The organism is Aminobacter sp. P4_D5 (genome assembly GCF_056401815.1).
This window is the reverse complement of record NZ_JBFUIP010000049.1, coordinates 20283-35970: the sequence shown is the minus strand read 5'-3', so window position 1 is coordinate 35970 and position 15688 is coordinate 20283. Positions and strand designations below refer to the sequence as shown.

Here is a 15688-nt window from a genome sequence, read left to right as displayed (position 1 = left end):
GGTCATGGCCGTGCCGGAAAAGGTGCGCGAGGCGATCATCGCCCAGATCCCCATCGGCCGCCTCGGTGAGCCGGAGGAGATCGCGCGCTGCGTGGTGTTTTTGGCATCCGAAGAGTCAGGCTTTATCACTGGTGCCACGCTGACCGCCAATGGCGGGCAGTATTTCGCCGGATAAGCTGCAAGCTGCTGGCCAAAGAAACGGCGCCGCAWGGCGCCGTTTTCGCGTCTGCCGTCGGCAATCTCAGGCTTTTTCAAACATGGTCTTGTGAACGATGCYGGCGAGTGCCGCACCGATGATCGGGGCCACCCAGAACAGCCACAGCTGCTGTAAGGCGACACCGCCGACAAACAGCGCCGGGCCGGTCGAGCGGGCCGGATTGACCGAGGTATTGGTCACCGGGATCGAGATCAGATGGATCAGCGTCAGGGCGAGGCCGATGGCCAGGGGCGCAAAACCTGCCGGCACGCGGCCATGGGTCGAGCCCAGGATGATCATCAGGAACAGGAAGGTAAGTACGATCTCGATGATCAGTGCTGAAGTCAGGGCGAACTTGCCCGGCGAAGCATCGCCGTAGCCATTGCTTGCGAAGCCGCCGATGCCGGCAAAGTCAGCCTTGCCGCTGACGATGAGGTAAAGTAGCGTCGATGCGAGGATCGCACCGACCAGCTGGGCGATGACATATGGCATCAGGTTCTTTGCTTCAAAGCGCCCGGCCACCATCAGGCCGACCGAGACCGCCGGGTTGAAGTGACCACCGGAAATGCCGCCCACCGCATAAGCCATGGTCAGGACCGTGAGGCCGAACGCCAAGGCAACCCCGGCAAAGCCGATGCCGAGTTCGGGAAATGCGGCTGCAAGCACGGCACTGCCGCAGCCGCCGAAGACGAGCCAGAATGTGCCGAGAAACTCGGCGAATAGACGTTTGGTCATGATATTCCCTCCAATATCGAGCGCGTGGTGCGCCGCATTTTCCGAGGGCCCCGCCTAGGCAACCCCCGCCGCGCAGACTCAACGTCAGGATGGAGGCATGGCTCGATCTCGCGCGCAATGGGTGTGGTTGCCTCAGGGGAATGCAATCACAGATATTTTGGCTGAGCTGCCGCTGTGCCGGGATGGCACGCAAAGGTTAATGCGCCGGCGGCGACGCAGTGCATAGCCCTGTGCATGGCCAGTGGATAATCGGTGGAGAACAGGGCTTGGGCACAACATCTAGCGGTGAACAAAGCAGGAAACTTATCCTATCAGTGATTCGTAGCCTGTTCGTTCCGCATTTGGTTCAAATCTTAACTAATTGTCCGCTGGAGCCACCCATCTGGTTAACCTGCCGATAGGAAACATCAACAAAATCATTATTTTGCACTGAGGCAGTCGAGGCGTTCCGCTGCCGGGCCGGCAAAGGTTAACAGCAGCGCGCTAACGCATGAAGCGGGCCACTTTAGAGAGTCTGCATGTGGTGCGCGTTGCCAGCTCGAAATCTACATGTTGGGGTGAACAAAACCTGAATCAGGCGGAGTCAGTGATTCGTCGCTGATTCGTTCTAGACTCGTTCCAACACTTAAATCTGGAACATTCCGCTTTCGCTTCGCCGCGCAAATCCCTATGTGTCCTGTCGTCGCGACAGGCGGCGCAACGCCGGTTTGGCCCGGCGCCGAGGGCGGTTCCTGAGAATGAATGTCCACTCCAAGCAGAACGACCCCCTGATCCTGTCAGGCCGCGATGTCACCGCGGTTCTGGGTCCGACCAATACCSGCAAGACCCATCTCGCCATCGAGCGCATGGTGGCGCACGAAAGTGGCATCATCGGCCTGCCGCTCAGACTGCTTGCGCGTGAGGTCTATGGCCGGGTTTGCGAAAAGGTCGGCGCCCACAAGGTGGCGCTGGTCACCGGCGAGGAGAAGATCCTGCCGGCGGGCGCGAAATATTCAGTCTGCACCGTCGAGGCGATGCCGCGCCAGACCGACGCCGCCTTTGTCGCCATCGACGAGGTTCAGCTTGCCGGCGATCTCGAGCGCGGCCATATCTTCACCGACCGCATCCTGCATTTGCGCGGCAAGCAAGAGACGCTGCTGCTCGGCGCTGCCACCATGCACGGCATCCTGCAGCGCCTGTTGAAGGGCGTTTCGGTGGTTACGCGACCGCGCCTGTCGTATCTCGCTTATGCCGGCTCAAAGAAGCTGACGCGTCTGCCGCGCCGTTCGGCCATCGTCGCTTTTTCGGCCGACGAGGTTTACGGCATCGCCGAGCTGATAAGGCGCCAGCAGGGCGGCGCTGCGGTGGTGCTCGGGGCGCTCAGCCCGCGCACCCGCAATGCCCAGGTCGAGCTCTACCAGTCGGGCGACGTCGACTATCTGATCGCCACAGATGCCATCGGCATGGGCCTCAATCTCGATGTCGACCATGTCGCCTTCGCCCAGAACCGCAAGTTCGACGGCTACCAGTATCGCCAGCTGACCGCAGCCGAGCTTGGCCAGATCGCCGGTCGCGCCGGCCGCCATCTGCGCGATGGTACCTTCGGCGTCACCGGCCAGGTCGACCCGTTCGACGAAGAACTGATCGAAAAGATCGAGGGGCACGATTTCGAGCCGGTGAAGGTGCTGCAGTGGCGTACCGCTTCCTTCGAGTTCTCCAGCCTCGATGCGCTCAAGCGCTCGCTCGACACGGTGGCGCCCGTCGAGGGCCTGACGCGTGCCCTGCCGGCGGTCGATGCCCAGGCGCTCGAACATCTTTCCCGCGACGAAAACATCCGCTCGCTTGCCACCAACCGCGAGCGCGTTGCCCTGTTGTGGGAAGCTTGCGCGCTGCCGGATTATCGCCGGATAGCTCCCGCCCAGCACGCCGACCTTATCGCGTCGATGTATGATGATCTCGCCCGGCGCGGTCACGTTGACGAGAATTACATGGCTGAGCAGGTGCGCCGCGCCGATTCCACCGAAGGCGACATTGACACGCTTTCACACCGGATCGCACAGATCAGAACTTGGACTTTTGTCTCAAATCGCCCTGGCTGGCTTGCCGATCAGGCACACTGGCAAGAAAAAACGCGCGACATCGAAGACAGATTGTCGGATGCGCTGCATGAGCGGTTGACGAAACGCTTTGTAGACCGCAGGACTTCCGTCCTCATGCGCCGCCTTAGAGAAAACACCATGCTTGAAGCCGAAATCAGCCCGTCCGGAACCGTCCTCGTCGAGGGCCACCATGTCGGTGAACTGCAAGGGTTCCGTTTCACCGCCGACCAGAGCGCGGGCGGAGAAGACGCCAAGGCAGTGCGAACGGCAGCCCAAAAGGCGCTCGCCACCGAATTCGATTCGCGCGCCGAGCGTTTTTCGGCGGCGCCCAATGGCGACATCGCGCTTGGCTCCGACGGCGTGCTGCGCTGGATCGGCGCGCCGATCGGCACGCTGGTCGAAGGCGAAGACGCGCTCAAGCCGCGTGTTATCCTGCTCGCCGACGAGCAGCTGACGGGCCCAGCCCGCGACAAGGTTGCCGCGCGCGCCGAACGCTTTGTCAATTTCCAGGTTGAGTCGCTGCTCAAGCCGCTCGTCGATCTCAAGGCCGCCGAACAGCTTTCCGGCATCGGTCGTGGCATCGCTTTCCAGCTGGTGGAGAATTTCGGCCTGATCAATCGCCGCGACATCACTGAGGAGGTGAAGTCGCTCGACCAGGAAGGTCGCGCGGCACTGCGCCGGCTCGGCGTGCGCTTCGGCGCCTATCWTGTCTTCGTGCCGGCGCTGATCAAGCCTGCTCCGTCGGGCCTGGTCACGCTGCTGTGGGCGCTGAAGAATGACGGCAAGGACAAGCCGGGCTTTGGCGATGTCGTGCACGCGCTCGCCGCTGGCCGCACCTCGGTCGTTATCGATCCGACCTTCGACAAGACCTTCTACAAGCTCGCCGGCTTCCGCAATCTCGGTCGTCGCGCGGTGCGTGTCGACATTCTGGAGCGTCTTGCCGACCTCATCCGTCCCGCGCTTGCCTGGAAGCAAGGCACCGGCGCGCGTCCGGATGGCGCTTATGACGGCAGCTCTTTCATTGTCACGCCACAGATGATGTCGATCCTCGGCGCCACAGGCGACGACATGGAAGAGATCCTCAAGGGCCTTGGCTATCGCGCCGAGCCGAAGCCGGCCATCGAGGTCAAGGAAAAGCTCGAAACGATCGACACGGTTGCCCGCGAAGCCGTAGCTCGGGCACTTGCTGCAAAGGCGGCCGCAGCCGCTGCCAGCAGCGAAGAGGTCTCCGCCGAACCCTCCGTCGAGACGGCCGAAACCCCTGAGCAGGCTGCTGCCGACAACGCCGAACAGGCGTCCGAGATTGAACCGGCCGAGCAGGCACCAGAGGCGGTTGCCGAGCAGGTCGAGGCTATTGGCGAAGCTGCGGCTGAAGTCGCAGCGGTCGTCGAGGCCGAGCCTGAAACTGCGTCCGAGCCGGAAGTGGCAACGGTTGTCGCTGAAGCTCCCGCTGCCGAAGCAGCTCCGGTGGAAGCTGCAGCAGCAGAAGCTTCCGAGGCTGCGGAAGAGCCCAAGCCCATCTTGCTGTGGCGCCAGGGCCGCTTCGAACAGCGCCCGCGTCATCGTCAGGACAACCGTCCGCGCGGCGGCCAGCGCGAGCCGCGTGCCGCAGGCGCTCCCGCCGCTCGTCAGGGCGAAGCCAATCGCAGCCGCGAAGGTGGCGAAGGCGGTCGTGAAAACGGCCGTCCGCGCTTTGATCGCAAGCCCGGTGGCAAGCCGCAGGGCGAGGGCGGTCGTCCCGAAAACCGTGGCCGTGGCGAGCGTCCGCAGGGCGAAAAGCATGGCGGTGATCGCGGCGGCTTCAAGGGCAAGCCTGCCTTCCAGCCAAAGCCGCGCGAAGAGCGTCCGGTGCGCATCGATCCCGATTCGCCCTTCGCCAAGCTCGCCGCGCTGCGCGACCAGCTCAAGAAGTAAACGCCTTGGCCGGCGAGGGAAGACAGCGCATCGACAAGTGGCTGTTCTTCTCGCGCGCGGTCAAGTCGCGCTCGCTTGGCGCCAAGCTTGCCCAGTCAGGCGGGGTCAGGAGCAACGGCCAGAAGCTTGGCCAGGCCTCCGACATCATCAAGACAGGCGATGTCCTGACCATCACGCTCGACCGCCGCATCCTGATCTACAAGGTGCTGCTGCTGGGCGAGCGGCGCGGGCCGGCCGAAGAAGCGCGCAAGCTCTACGAGGATATATCGCCTGTTCCCACGCCCAAGGACCAGGCACCGCCCGACGCCAGGCCGCCACTGCGCGAGGCTGGAAGCGGCCGTCCGACAAAGAAGGAACGGCGCGCCACCGACCGTCTGCGCAATGAGTGACGCAATGGCTCCAGAGCTCCAGCGCTCAAGTTGAGAAATACGTTCCGCCAACTGCCTTCTGCGCGCAATGGCCGCCCTTGCAACGGGTCTTCAAAGGGGCTACCTCACCGACAAAGATACAAAAATACGGGAAGTCCCGGAGCCTGCCATGACCTATGTCGTCACCGACAACTGCATCAAATGCAAATACATGGATTGCATCGAGGTTTGTCCGGTCGACTGCTTCTATGAAGGCGAAAATATGCTCGTCATTCATCCSGACGAGTGCATCGACTGCGGCGTSTGCGARCCGGAATGCCCRGCCGASGCGATCAAGCCCGACACCGAGCCGAGCCTCGACAAATGGCTGCAGATCAACACCGAATATGCCGAAAAATGGCCCAACATCACGGCCAAGAAAGAGCCGCCTGCCGACGCCAAGGAGTTTGACGGCATCGAAGGCAAGTTCGAGAAGTACTTTTCGCCGGAGCCTGGCGAAGGCAACTGAGACCTTTGCCGGCCTAAAAGGCGGTAGATCGTTGGATTGAGCGCCACCGCCGACTCTTGACGCGGCAGATCTTCGCGTATCCACCAAAATCTTGATTCTTCCGACTTTTTGTGTTAGAGCTACGCCAACATGCCGATGACACAACGTCGATCTATGGCGCGAAGCCTTAATCACTGAAAGGTGACAACCCCAATTCGGACCAGAGTAATCTGGACCCGGAGGCCGCTGCTTTAGCGGTTTACCGGTCCAAGCTCTCCGGTTGGGGGTCGATTGTCGTGCGGCACAAGGTCACGTGAGTGACATCCTCGTTCAGCCGGCCTCGGCGGGCCGGTGTTACAAGAAGGAGTTCAGGGCGTATGGCAACTTCCATCCCGCAGAAGAAATCCGCAGCACGTCACGGTTTCAAAACCGGCGAGTATATCGTCTACCCGGCGCATGGCGTCGGCCAGATCGTTTCCATCGACGAGCAGGAAGTGGCGGGACACAAGCTCGAGCTTTTCGTGATCGATTTCCAGAAAGACAAGATGCGCCTCAAGGTGCCTGTCGCCAAGGCGACCACCATCGGCATGCGCAAGCTCTCCGAGACCGACTATGTCGAGCGTGCCTTGAAGGTCGTGCAGGGCCGCGCCCGCGTCAAGCGCACCATGTGGTCGCGCCGCGCGCAGGAATATGATGCGAAGATCAATTCCGGCGACCTGATCTCGATTGCTGAAGTTGTGCGCGACCTCTACCGCGCCGACAATCAGCCGGAGCAGTCCTATTCCGAGCGCCAGCTTTATGAAGCAGCGCTCGACCGCATGGCGCGCGAACTCGCAGCCGTCAACCGTCTGTCGGAAACCGAGGCTGTCCGTCTTATCGAGACCAACCTCAACAAGGGTCCGAAGCGCGGCGCCAAGGCCGACAACGAAGAAGCCGATGCAGAGCAGGAAGTCGCTGCCTGATTTGGCTATCCGCTGATATTACGAAAAACCCGGCCAATGGCCGGGTTTTTTGTTTGGAGACTGGCACGCTTGGGTCGTCACCGCAGTTGCCCCATGACGGCATGGCAACCGTGGCCAGGGTCCAGAACAAAGAAGACACGAGCCTCACCAATCCTTGGTCCTGGACGAGACGGTAGATCTATCTCTCCGCTTTGTGCGTGCAGGTGAAAGAGATGCGGCGACGGCCTACCCCTCGCCTCCTTCGCCATGTTGATGCGTGATGGTCGCGATGAAGCGCTTGGTGCGCTGATGGGTCGGGTTTCCGAAGACCTCGCTCGCCGGACCTTTTTCCACGACCATGCCCGCCTCGAGGAAAACCACCTCATGAGCRATCTTGGACGCCAGGCGCAGATCGTGCGTGGCAATCACCATGGTCGTGCCTTCCCGCGCGAGCTGGCCGAGCACATCGACCACCTCCTGGGCGAGTTCGGGGTCAAGCGCCGACGTCGGCTCGTCGCACAAAAGCACCTTCGGTTGCGGCGCCAGCGCACGTGCGATTGCCACGCGCTGCTGCTGGCCGCCTGACAGCGTCGCCGGCCACGCATCGACCTTGTGGGCCATGCCGACCTTTTCGAGCAGAGCCAGCGCGCGTTCCCGCGCCTTGGCTTCCGGCCATTTCAGTACGGTCACCAGGCCTTCCATGACGTTTTCGATCGCCGTGCGATGGGGGAACAGCTGGAAGTTCTGGAACACCATGCCGGTCTGGCGGCGAAGCTGCTGGATCGCCTTGGTCGAGACCTTGATATCAGGGCGGAACTCAAGCGTGTCGTCGCCGATGCGCACGGTACCCGATGTCGGGATCTCCAGCAGGTTGATGCAACGCAAAAGCGTGCTCTTGCCGCCGCCCGAAGGGCCGACAAGGGCAGTCACGCTGCCTTCTCTGATGTCGACCGAAACGTCCTTCAGGACCTCATTGTCACCGAAGCGTTTGACGATGTGGGACAGGCCAATCATGTCCGCGCCTCCAGGAAGCCACCATAGCGGTTGAGGCGCTTTTCAAGCCTGACCTGCAGCGACGACAGCACCGAGCTCATCGCCAGATAGAGTATGGCGGCCTCGACATACAGAATCAGCGGCTCATAGGTCGTGGCGACGATGCGCTGGGCTTCCTGAAACATTTCCGGCACAGTGATGGCGGCGGCAAGCGACGTGTCCTTGACCAGCGAGATGAAGGTGTTGGACAGCGGCGGTACCGCCACGCGTGCCGCTTGCGGCAGAATCGTCCGGCGCATCGCCTGCGACCAGGTCATGCCGATCGAATAGGCTGCTTCCCATTGCCCCTTGGCAACCGAGCTTATGGCGGCGCGGATGATTTCCGAGGAATAAGCGCCGACATTGAGAGTGAAGCCGATCAGGGCGGCCGGGAAGGCGTCGAGCACAATGCCGACGCTCGGAAGGCCGTAGAAGATTAAAAACAGCTGCACCAGAAGCGGCGTGCCGCGGATGATCCAGACGTAGAAGCGCACGATCGCCGACAGCCACCACGGGCCAAACAGGCGCGCAAGTGCTGCACCCAGCCCGACAGTCAGGCCGAATGCGAAGGAGAGAAGTGTCAGGGGTGCTGTGAAGACGAGTGCTGCCCACAACAGGGGTCCGAGCGACTCCAGCATCAATTGCAGCCAATGTGGCAAGATGAATGCTCCCTCCCCATAACAAACGAGCCCGGAAAATCGCAGATTTTCCGGGCAAGTTCATGGGAAAAATGAGAGGTGGAAAAATGAACGCCTTTCAGGCGGGTTGTCGCCGTCCGATCAGCGTCGGCTACTGCGAGACATCCGTGCCGAAATAGGCCTCGGAAATCTTCTTGTAGGTGCCGTCGGTCTTGATCTCGGCCAGCGCCTTGTTGATCGCCTCGACGAGCTCGGGCTCACCCTTGCGCACGATCACGCCGGAGAAATCGGCCTTGGCCTCTTCGGCGACGATCTTCACGTCAGCATCGGGCTTGTGCTTCTTGAAGTCGAAGAACGACAGGGAGTCATTGATGGTCGCGTCGGCACGGCCGTTGAGCACCAGCTGGATCGACTGGTCGAAGCCGTCGGTGCCGACCAGTGTAGCGCCATTGGCCTCGGCGATCTTGCCGAAATTGCTGGTCAGCGACTGGGCCGACTTCTTGCCCTTGAGATCGGCGAAACCCTTGATGTCCGCGTTCTTGCCGCTGACGATCAGCACAGCTTTCGAAGCGATGTAGGGCTCGGAGAAGTCGTACTTTGCCTTGCGGGCCTCGGTGATGCCGACCTGGTTGATCACAGCGTCGTAGCGCTTGGCGTCGATGCCGGCGATCAGGCCGTCCCACTTGCCTTCGAGGAACTCGGCCTTGACGCCGAGGCGCTTGGCGATCTCGCGGCCGATCTCGACGTCGAAGCCGACCAGCGTGCCCGAGGCGTCGTGATAGGTGAAGGGCGCATAGGTGCCTTCGGTGCCGATCTTGAACACGCCGGCGGCCTTGATCTCATTGAGGTTTTCACCGGCATGGCCAGCACCTACGGCGGCGATCTGGAGCGTTGCGGCAACGGCCAGCGATTTCAACCAGTTCATTTTACATGATCCCGAATTTGAGCCGGCCAAAGGCCGGGTGCGTTGTGATTGGATGCAATCTCGCAGAAGCGGGCGTTGAAGATAAGGAAATAAATTTCAAGTATATGGCAATCATAGAATTTGAATCTATCGGAAGGGCCCCGGCCTGAGCCCCGGGAACATTCGCCAGAATTCCGCGTTGATAGCCGTGCGGGGCAGCGCCGCTAAGCGCCGCCCGGCTGCTCACGAGACAAGGGGCGAAGCATGTATATGGACCGGGCGGGTTTGRCCGGCGAGCAGATGATGCTGAGGGCGGCATCGCGTGCACCTTATCTGGAGCGCGGGGAAGAACTCGAACTGGCGATCCGCTGGAAAGAACAGCACGACCAGGACGCACTCAACCGCATCACCACTGCCCATATGCGCCTGGTCATCGCCATGGCGGTCAAGTTCAGGCGTTATGGCCTCCCAATGGGCGACCTCATCCAGGAAGGGCATGTCGGCTTGTTGGAGGCGGCCGCGCGTTTCGATCCTCAGCGCGAAGTGCGCTTTTCGACCTATGCCACCTGGTGGATCCGGGCATCGATGCAGGACTATATCCTGCGCAACTGGTCGATCGTCAGGGGCGGCACCAGTTCGGCCCAAAAGTCCCTGTTCTTCAACCTGCGCCGCATGCGCGCCCGCCTTGCCCAGGGTGGCGGCCCGCTCGGCAATACGTCTGCCTATCAGGAAATCTCGGTAGCGCTTGGCGTATCGGAAGCCGATGTCGCGATGATGGACATGCGCCTGTCCGTGCCCGATAGCTCGCTCAACGCACCGCTCAACGATGACGGCGATTCCGGCGAGCGGATGGACTTGCTGGTGTCGGACGACCCCTTGCCCGACGAACTCGTCGGCGAAGCGATCGACATTGAGCGGCGTTCTGGCTGGCTGCATGACGCGCTTGGCGTTCTCAACGCCCGCGAGCTGCAGATCATCGAGGAGCGCCGGCTGACGGAAGAAGGTGCTACGCTCGAACAGCTCGGCACCTCGCTTGGCATCTCCAAGGAGCGGGTACGCCAGATCGAGACCCGCGCGATGGAGAAATTGAAATCGGCCCTGGTCCGGCAGAACTCGGCGTTCCTGCCGGCCTGAACCCGCTATCGATCGGTGACGATCTTGACCTTGTCGCCAGCCGACACCGTGGCGCCCGGCGCCATAGCATTCAGCACCCTGAACAGATCGAGCTTGCGGTCGACGCCGATCATGCTGGCGGCGAGCGACCCCATCGTCTGCCCCGGCTGGACGGTGACGAMGCGGATGCGCAGCGGCTTAAGCGCTGCCTTTTCCGCAGCGGTCATCACGTGGAAGCTGGAGCTGACCGAACGGGCGACCGTTTCGAGCGTGGTGCTTGCGGTCGGCGCTGCCGTCAGCAGGCGGTAGACCTGCGCGCCGTTGCGGATCACCACGATGTCGAACTTCCAGCCCTCGGCGCTGGCGCGCGCGAATGCTGCTTCATTGCCGTTGATGTTTTCGGCGCGCACGCTTGCCGGGTCGAGCCCCGCCACCCAGCCGCTCTTGATATAGTCGGACAGTGACAGCTTGGCGTCGATGGTCACACCGTCGAAACGGATGGCGGTGTTATCGGGGCCTGTCGCGGTGACGGCGGCTGCGGTGTTATCGATTATGAACCCCTGCGGCACCGAAAACGAGATGCCGAGCTTCGGATGCAGGAAGGTCGTGCCCCGCACATAACCTTCATCAGGTGTGTCGCCAAACAACAGCCCATCTATTCCCGCCAGGAAAGAATCGCGGTCGCGGGTGCCGATGCCCGGCGCCCCGAACTGGCGGGCGTGGCGCTGGGCGAGGTCGATGCGCTGCGGCGCGTTGGGATGGCTTGCCAGGAAGTCGAGGCTGGCATCGGTGGCGCCGCTGACCGCGCGCAGGTCGGCGTAGGCGGCCATCGACTGCAGGAAGCGGCCGGCGGCAAATGGGTCGTAGCCGGCCTGGCCGCTCATCTTGATGCCGATGCCGTCGGCTTCCAGTTCCTGGTTGCGCGAGAACTGCGCGAGCCGCAGCTTGCCGCGGATCAGCGCTGCCTTGGCCGTCGGGCTTTCGCCGAGCACGTCGGTGACGACCTTGGTCGCCAGCACTTCCTCGGCTTCCTTCTGCTGGCGCTGGATGCCGTGATTGGCGGTGACGTGGCCCATCTCATGCGCGATGACCGCCGCCAGTTCGGCCGAATCATTGGCCAGTGCCAGTAGCCCGCGCGTTACGTAGAGATAGCCGCCGGGCAGGGCGAAGGCGTTGACGTTGGGCGAATTGAGGATGGTGATGCGGTAGGTCTGGTTCGGGTTGCTGGAAACCGTCGTCAGGGAGCCGACGACCTTGGCGACCATGCGCTCCAGCTTGGGATCGGAATACTCGCCGCCATAGGTCGCCAGGATGCGCGGATGCTGGGCCTTGGCGATCTCGGCGAGCTTGTCGTTGCGGGTGACGTTGTCGACCGTCACCGGATTGTTGGACGGCTGGAACCCGGATTCACGAATGTCGGAGGTGTTGAGCATCTGGCAACCGGAGACGAACGCCGACAGCGCCACAGCGATGGCTAGTCGCGTGTAGCGGGGCGTTTTCGTCTCGATCAGTCCGTCGCGGCAGATGGGCAGAGCTCGCGTCCTTTCAAATTCCTTCGGCGGCAGGCGAAGCAGATACCGGCCCGCGTCCCAGGACGTAGCCAGACTCAGCTTGCCAACACAATAAGGCCATTACCGCCAATATGGCGATTTGGCTGTAAATTATGTCCGCTTCCGGGCAACTCGGCGTGATCGTGTCATCGCCGTTCACTGCCGATATAGTGTCGGAACGCCTCAGGTCCAGAATTGGTAAAGAAATCTGCAGTCTTTCCTGTTGCGGAAACCGTCCCGGACTCGACGAAAACCATGTTTTCGGCGAGTTTTCGCGCATCTTCGGGCTGGTGTGTCACGAAAAGCACGGTCATGCTGCGTTCTGATTGGACGCTTGCCACAAGGTCGAGCATGTCGTCACGCAACGCTGGTCCAAGCGAGGCAAAGGGTTCATCCAGCAGGAGAATCGGGCGATCGCGCACCAGGACGCGTGCGAGCGCGACACGTTGGCGTTCGCCGCCAGACAGCTCACGCGGCAGGCGGTTTTCCATGCCGGCAAGGCCGACGCGCGCGAGCGCTGTCACGATATCCTGCCTGTCAGTGGCGCTCAGCCGCAGCGCCGGCGAACGCCCCAGACCAACATTCTTGGCAACGTCGAGATGGGCGAACAGATTGTTTTCCTGAAACACCATCGACACCGGCCGCTCGGCTGGGGGCGCCGAGGTCAGATCCGCACCGCCGATCAGAACGCGGCCTTCACGCGGCGTCTCGAAGCCGGCAACGAGATTGAGCAGTGTCGATTTGCCGGCACCGCTCGGCCCCATGATCGCGGTGATCTCGCCGGGCGCGAAGTCGACGTCAAAGCGCACCATGGTGTCGCTGTAGCTGAACACCACCTGGTCGAGGCGCACCGCCGCACGTGTCGAGGTCATTTCGAAGTCTCCCTGCCGAGGCGGTCGGCGAGCATCATCAAGGCAAGGCACAACAACCCAAGCATCAGCGCCAGCCCAGCCGCATCGTCGGTGCGGTAGCTGCCCATGCGGGCGAGCAGAAGATAAGGCAAGGTCTGCACCGCGTCGCTGCCGAACAGGGCAATCACGCCGAGATCGCCGAGCGACAGCGCCATGGCAAAAGCGAAGGCGGTTGCCAGCGGGCGACGTAGCACCGGCCAGTCGATCAGCCGCAACCTGCTCCAGCCTGATATGCCGAGCTGGGCGCACAGCCTTTCGTGGCGTTCGCTCGCGGCATCGTATGCAGGGCGGACTGCGCGGACGGCAAACGGCATCGCCATGACCGCATTGACGGTGACGACCATGAATGGCGCCAGTGCAAACACGTCGACCGTCTGCCGCACCAGCACGAACCAGCCAGCGCCGATGACGATCGGCGGCACCACCAGCACGAAACCAGCACCTGTATCGGTGAAGCGTTCGAGCAGCGATTTTTTGTCACCCCGTCTGCTGCCGGCCACTGCCCGGCGTGCCATCACCAGCGACAGGGCAAGTGCTGCGGCAAGCGTTGCCGACAGCGTGGCCAGCACGATACTGGTCAGCGTCGCGCGCTGCACCGATGCCTCGCCGGCGAGGCGGCCAAGGTCGGCTTTGAGCCCGGAGGCGACGGTCGCCAGCATCGGCCCGCCAACGAAGAGGAGGGCAATGAGGATCACCGCGACGTTGAGCGCCTTCTCGCCTGCCTTTGCCTGGATGTAGCTACGACGTGCCACCGGAAGGTTGGCGTCGCCGGTCGTGTTGGCGCCTAGCCGCATCAAGGCGAAGACCACAACGGCAGTGAGCGCGATTTGCAGCAAGGTGAGCGCGACAGCGCGGGCGGGGTCGAAGTCGAAGCGCAGCGCCTGGTAGATCGCCACTTCCAGCGTCGTTGCAGCTGGTCCGCCCCCGAGCGTGAGCACGATGGTGAAAGACGTGATGCACAGCATGAACACCAGCCCGGCGATGCCGGGCAGGGACGCGCGTATTGCCGGCCATTCGATGAGGCGGAAGCTTGCGCGCGAGCCCATGCCGAGCTGGCTCGCCAGCCGCCACTGGTCGGTCGGCACCGTTTGCAGCGCTTCCAGGATCAGCCGTGTCGCCAGCGGCAGGTTGAAGAAGACATGGGCAACGAGGATGCCCGACAGGCCGTAGATGCCGGGCCATGTTCCGCCGGTCAGCGCCACGAGCGGTTCGGCGAAATAGCCGGCGCGGCCATAGAGCGACAGGATGCCAAGCGCTGCGACGATGGCCGGCAGTGCCAGCGGCACGGCAAACAGGCGCAGGATCAGCCCACGGCCGGGAAATTGCGGGTGCCGCGACAAGGCGCGCGCTACGAGGATCGCGGGAGCGACCGATAGCAGCGTCGACAGCAGCGCCTGCCACAGCGTGAAGCGGGCGACACGGAAAAGATAACCGTCGAAGGCGGCGGCCGCACCTTCAGGGTTGCGCAGGGCTTCGATGCCAAGGCCGGCAAACGCCCCGCCGATCAGCACGCCGATGGCGGCGAGCGCTGCGATGCCAGCGGTGATGCGGTGGTCGCGACGGCTCATGGACATGCTGAGCCGGTCGGACGGATGGCAAACTGCGGAAGGTTGCGCTCCGCCCCGCCCCCCTCTGGCCTGCCGGCCATCTCCCCCTCAAGGGGGGAGATCAGCAGCTTCAACGCCCCTCTACTTTCGACAACATCTAACGTTGGCGAAGGCAGTGCCGCAGCCAATCTCCCCCCTTGAGGGGGAGATGGCCGGCAGGCCAGAGGGGGGTGTTCAAGCACAGCCATCGCAGGTCGATAGAACTTACTTGCTCATCACGCTGAGCCACTCATCAACCCAGGCCTTGCGGTTGGCAGCAACCTCGTCGGCGCTGAACAGCAGCGTCTTGGCCGGCTTCACCAGCCTGTCGAAGGCCGGGTCGAGCGGCTTGTCGGTCTTGCCGGCAGGCAGCATCCAGTTGGTCTCGGGCACCACGTCCTGGAAACCCGGGCTCGTCATGAAGGCCATGAACTTTTCCGCCAGCGGATTCTTGGCGCCTGTCGTGGTGATGCCGGCAACTTCGATCTGGAGATAGTGGCCTTCCTCGAAGGATGCCGCCTGGTAGCGCTCAGACTTGTCCGCGACCATGTGGTAGGCCGGCGAGGTGGTGTAGGACAGCACCATCGGCGCCTCGCCCTTGGTGAACAGGCCGTAGGCCTCGCTCCAGCTCGGCGTCACGGTCAGAACGCGACCCTTGAGCTTGGCCCAGGCTTCCGGCGCCTTGTCGCCATAGACCGACTTGACCCACAGCAGCAGGCCGAGGCCCGGCGTTGAGGTGCGCGGGTCCTGGATCGCGATCTTCTGCTCGGGGTCGCCCTCGACCAGTTCCTTCAGGCTCTTGGGTGGGTTCTTCAGCTTTTCGGTGTCGTAGACCACGGCGAAGTAGCCGTAGTCGTAAGGCACGAAAGTGTCGTCCTTCCAGTCGCCGGGAACCTTGACGTCTTCGCCGGCAGCGCCATGCGGGGTAAACAGGCCGGTCGCCTTGGCCTCGGCGGTCAGGTTGGTGTCGAGGCCGAGCACGATGTCGGCCTTGGTCGAGGCGCCTTCGAGTTTCACACGATTGAGCAGGGCCACACCATCAGCAACCGAAACGAAGTCTACTTCGCAGCCGCATTCGGCCTCGAAGGCCTTCTTGACCTGCGGGCCGGGACCCCACTCCGAAGTGAAGCTTTCATAGGTGTAGACGGTAAGTTTGCCTTCGGCGGCGGCCGGAAAGGCTGCGGCGGCAAGCGCCAGGGCCGAGGTCAAGGACAGCAAGATCGTGCGCATCGGCG

The 15688-nt window shown here is 62.6% G+C and carries 14 protein-coding genes; 6 read left to right on the top strand and 8 right to left on the bottom strand.

The genetic code is table 11. From position 1 onward, the window contains the following. On the top strand, positions 1-175 hold a 175-nt coding region (locus tag AC1DWF_RS13195), incomplete at its 5' end, for an SDR family oxidoreductase (protein ID WP_476841745.1). Between the two features lie 66 nt (positions 176-241). Here AC1DWF_RS13195 and aqpZ read toward each other — a convergent pair. Continuing rightward, complete coding sequence (gene aqpZ, locus AC1DWF_RS13190; protein ID WP_476841744.1) at positions 242-931, bottom strand: aquaporin Z; 690 nt, start codon at positions 929-931, stop codon at positions 242-244. Between the two features lie 737 nt (positions 932-1668). Between aqpZ and AC1DWF_RS13185 the strand changes: the two genes are divergently transcribed. The 4 genes from AC1DWF_RS13185 to AC1DWF_RS13170 all read left to right on the top strand — a co-directional run bounded on the left by AC1DWF_RS13185 (position 1669) and on the right by AC1DWF_RS13170 (position 6740). Then, positions 1669-4923, top strand: a complete 3255-nt coding sequence (locus tag AC1DWF_RS13185) for a helicase-related protein (RefSeq protein WP_476841743.1) — start codon at positions 1669-1671, stop codon at positions 4921-4923. A 5-nt stretch (positions 4924-4928) separates the two neighbouring features. Beyond that, a complete protein-coding gene (locus AC1DWF_RS13180; protein ID WP_476782415.1) occupies positions 4929-5312 on the top strand; it encodes an RNA-binding S4 domain-containing protein in 384 nt (127 codons plus the stop codon). A gap of 148 nt (positions 5313-5460) precedes the next feature. Then, positions 5461-5799, top strand: a complete 339-nt coding sequence (gene fdxA / locus AC1DWF_RS13175) for a ferredoxin FdxA (protein ID WP_476841742.1) — start codon at positions 5461-5463, stop codon at positions 5797-5799. 356 nt (positions 5800-6155) lie between these two features. Next, a complete protein-coding gene (locus AC1DWF_RS13170) occupies positions 6156-6740 on the top strand; it encodes a CarD family transcriptional regulator (protein WP_476782413.1) in 585 nt (194 codons plus the stop codon). A gap of 225 nt (positions 6741-6965) precedes the next feature. Here AC1DWF_RS13170 and AC1DWF_RS13165 read toward each other — a convergent pair whose 3' ends face one another. The 3 genes from AC1DWF_RS13165 to AC1DWF_RS13155 all read right to left on the bottom strand — a co-directional run bounded on the left by AC1DWF_RS13165 (position 6966) and on the right by AC1DWF_RS13155 (position 9314). Beyond that, entirely contained in the window at positions 6966-7733 is a 768-nt protein-coding gene (locus tag AC1DWF_RS13165) for an amino acid ABC transporter ATP-binding protein (protein ID WP_476782412.1), read from the bottom strand. Then, a complete protein-coding gene (locus AC1DWF_RS13160) occupies positions 7730-8410 on the bottom strand; it encodes an amino acid ABC transporter permease (protein ID WP_476782411.1) in 681 nt (226 codons plus the stop codon). The genes AC1DWF_RS13165 and AC1DWF_RS13160 overlap by 4 nt, the downstream gene beginning before the upstream one ends. 130 nt (positions 8411-8540) lie before the next feature. Further along, positions 8541-9314: an amino acid ABC transporter substrate-binding protein gene (locus AC1DWF_RS13155; RefSeq protein WP_476782410.1), complete on the bottom strand. Its 774-nt coding sequence runs from the start codon at positions 9312-9314 to the stop codon at positions 8541-8543. Positions 9315-9557: 243 nt separating this feature from the next. On the opposite strand from AC1DWF_RS13155, the gene AC1DWF_RS13150 reads away from it, so the two are divergent. Beyond that, positions 9558-10427 carry an RNA polymerase factor sigma-32 gene (locus tag AC1DWF_RS13150; RefSeq protein ID WP_476841741.1) on the top strand — a complete coding sequence of 290 codons (870 nt, stop codon included), beginning with the start codon at positions 9558-9560 and terminating at the stop codon, positions 10425-10427. 5 nt (positions 10428-10432) lie between these two features. On the opposite strand, the gene AC1DWF_RS13145 is transcribed toward AC1DWF_RS13150, so the two are convergent. The 4 genes from AC1DWF_RS13145 to thiB all read right to left on the bottom strand — a co-directional run bounded on the left by AC1DWF_RS13145 (position 10433) and on the right by thiB (position 15683). Further along, a complete protein-coding gene (locus AC1DWF_RS13145) occupies positions 10433-11839 on the bottom strand; it encodes a M48 family metalloprotease (RefSeq protein WP_476841740.1) in 1407 nt (468 codons plus the stop codon). Between the two features lie 263 nt (positions 11840-12102). Further along, the gene (gene thiQ, locus AC1DWF_RS13140) at positions 12103-12828 is read right to left on the bottom strand and encodes a thiamine ABC transporter ATP-binding protein (protein ID WP_476788169.1); all 726 of its coding nucleotides are present in this window, start codon (positions 12826-12828) and stop codon (positions 12103-12105) included. Beyond that, the gene (gene thiP, locus AC1DWF_RS13135) at positions 12825-14441 is read right to left on the bottom strand and encodes a thiamine/thiamine pyrophosphate ABC transporter permease (protein ID WP_476788170.1); all 1617 of its coding nucleotides are present in this window, start codon (positions 14439-14441) and stop codon (positions 12825-12827) included. Before thiP ends, thiQ begins: the two co-directional genes overlap by 4 nt. A gap of 237 nt (positions 14442-14678) precedes the next feature. Then, complete coding sequence (gene thiB / locus AC1DWF_RS13130; RefSeq protein ID WP_476783065.1) at positions 14679-15683, bottom strand: thiamine ABC transporter substrate binding subunit; 1005 nt, start codon at positions 15681-15683, stop codon at positions 14679-14681. Positions 15684-15688 lie beyond the last annotated feature (5 nt).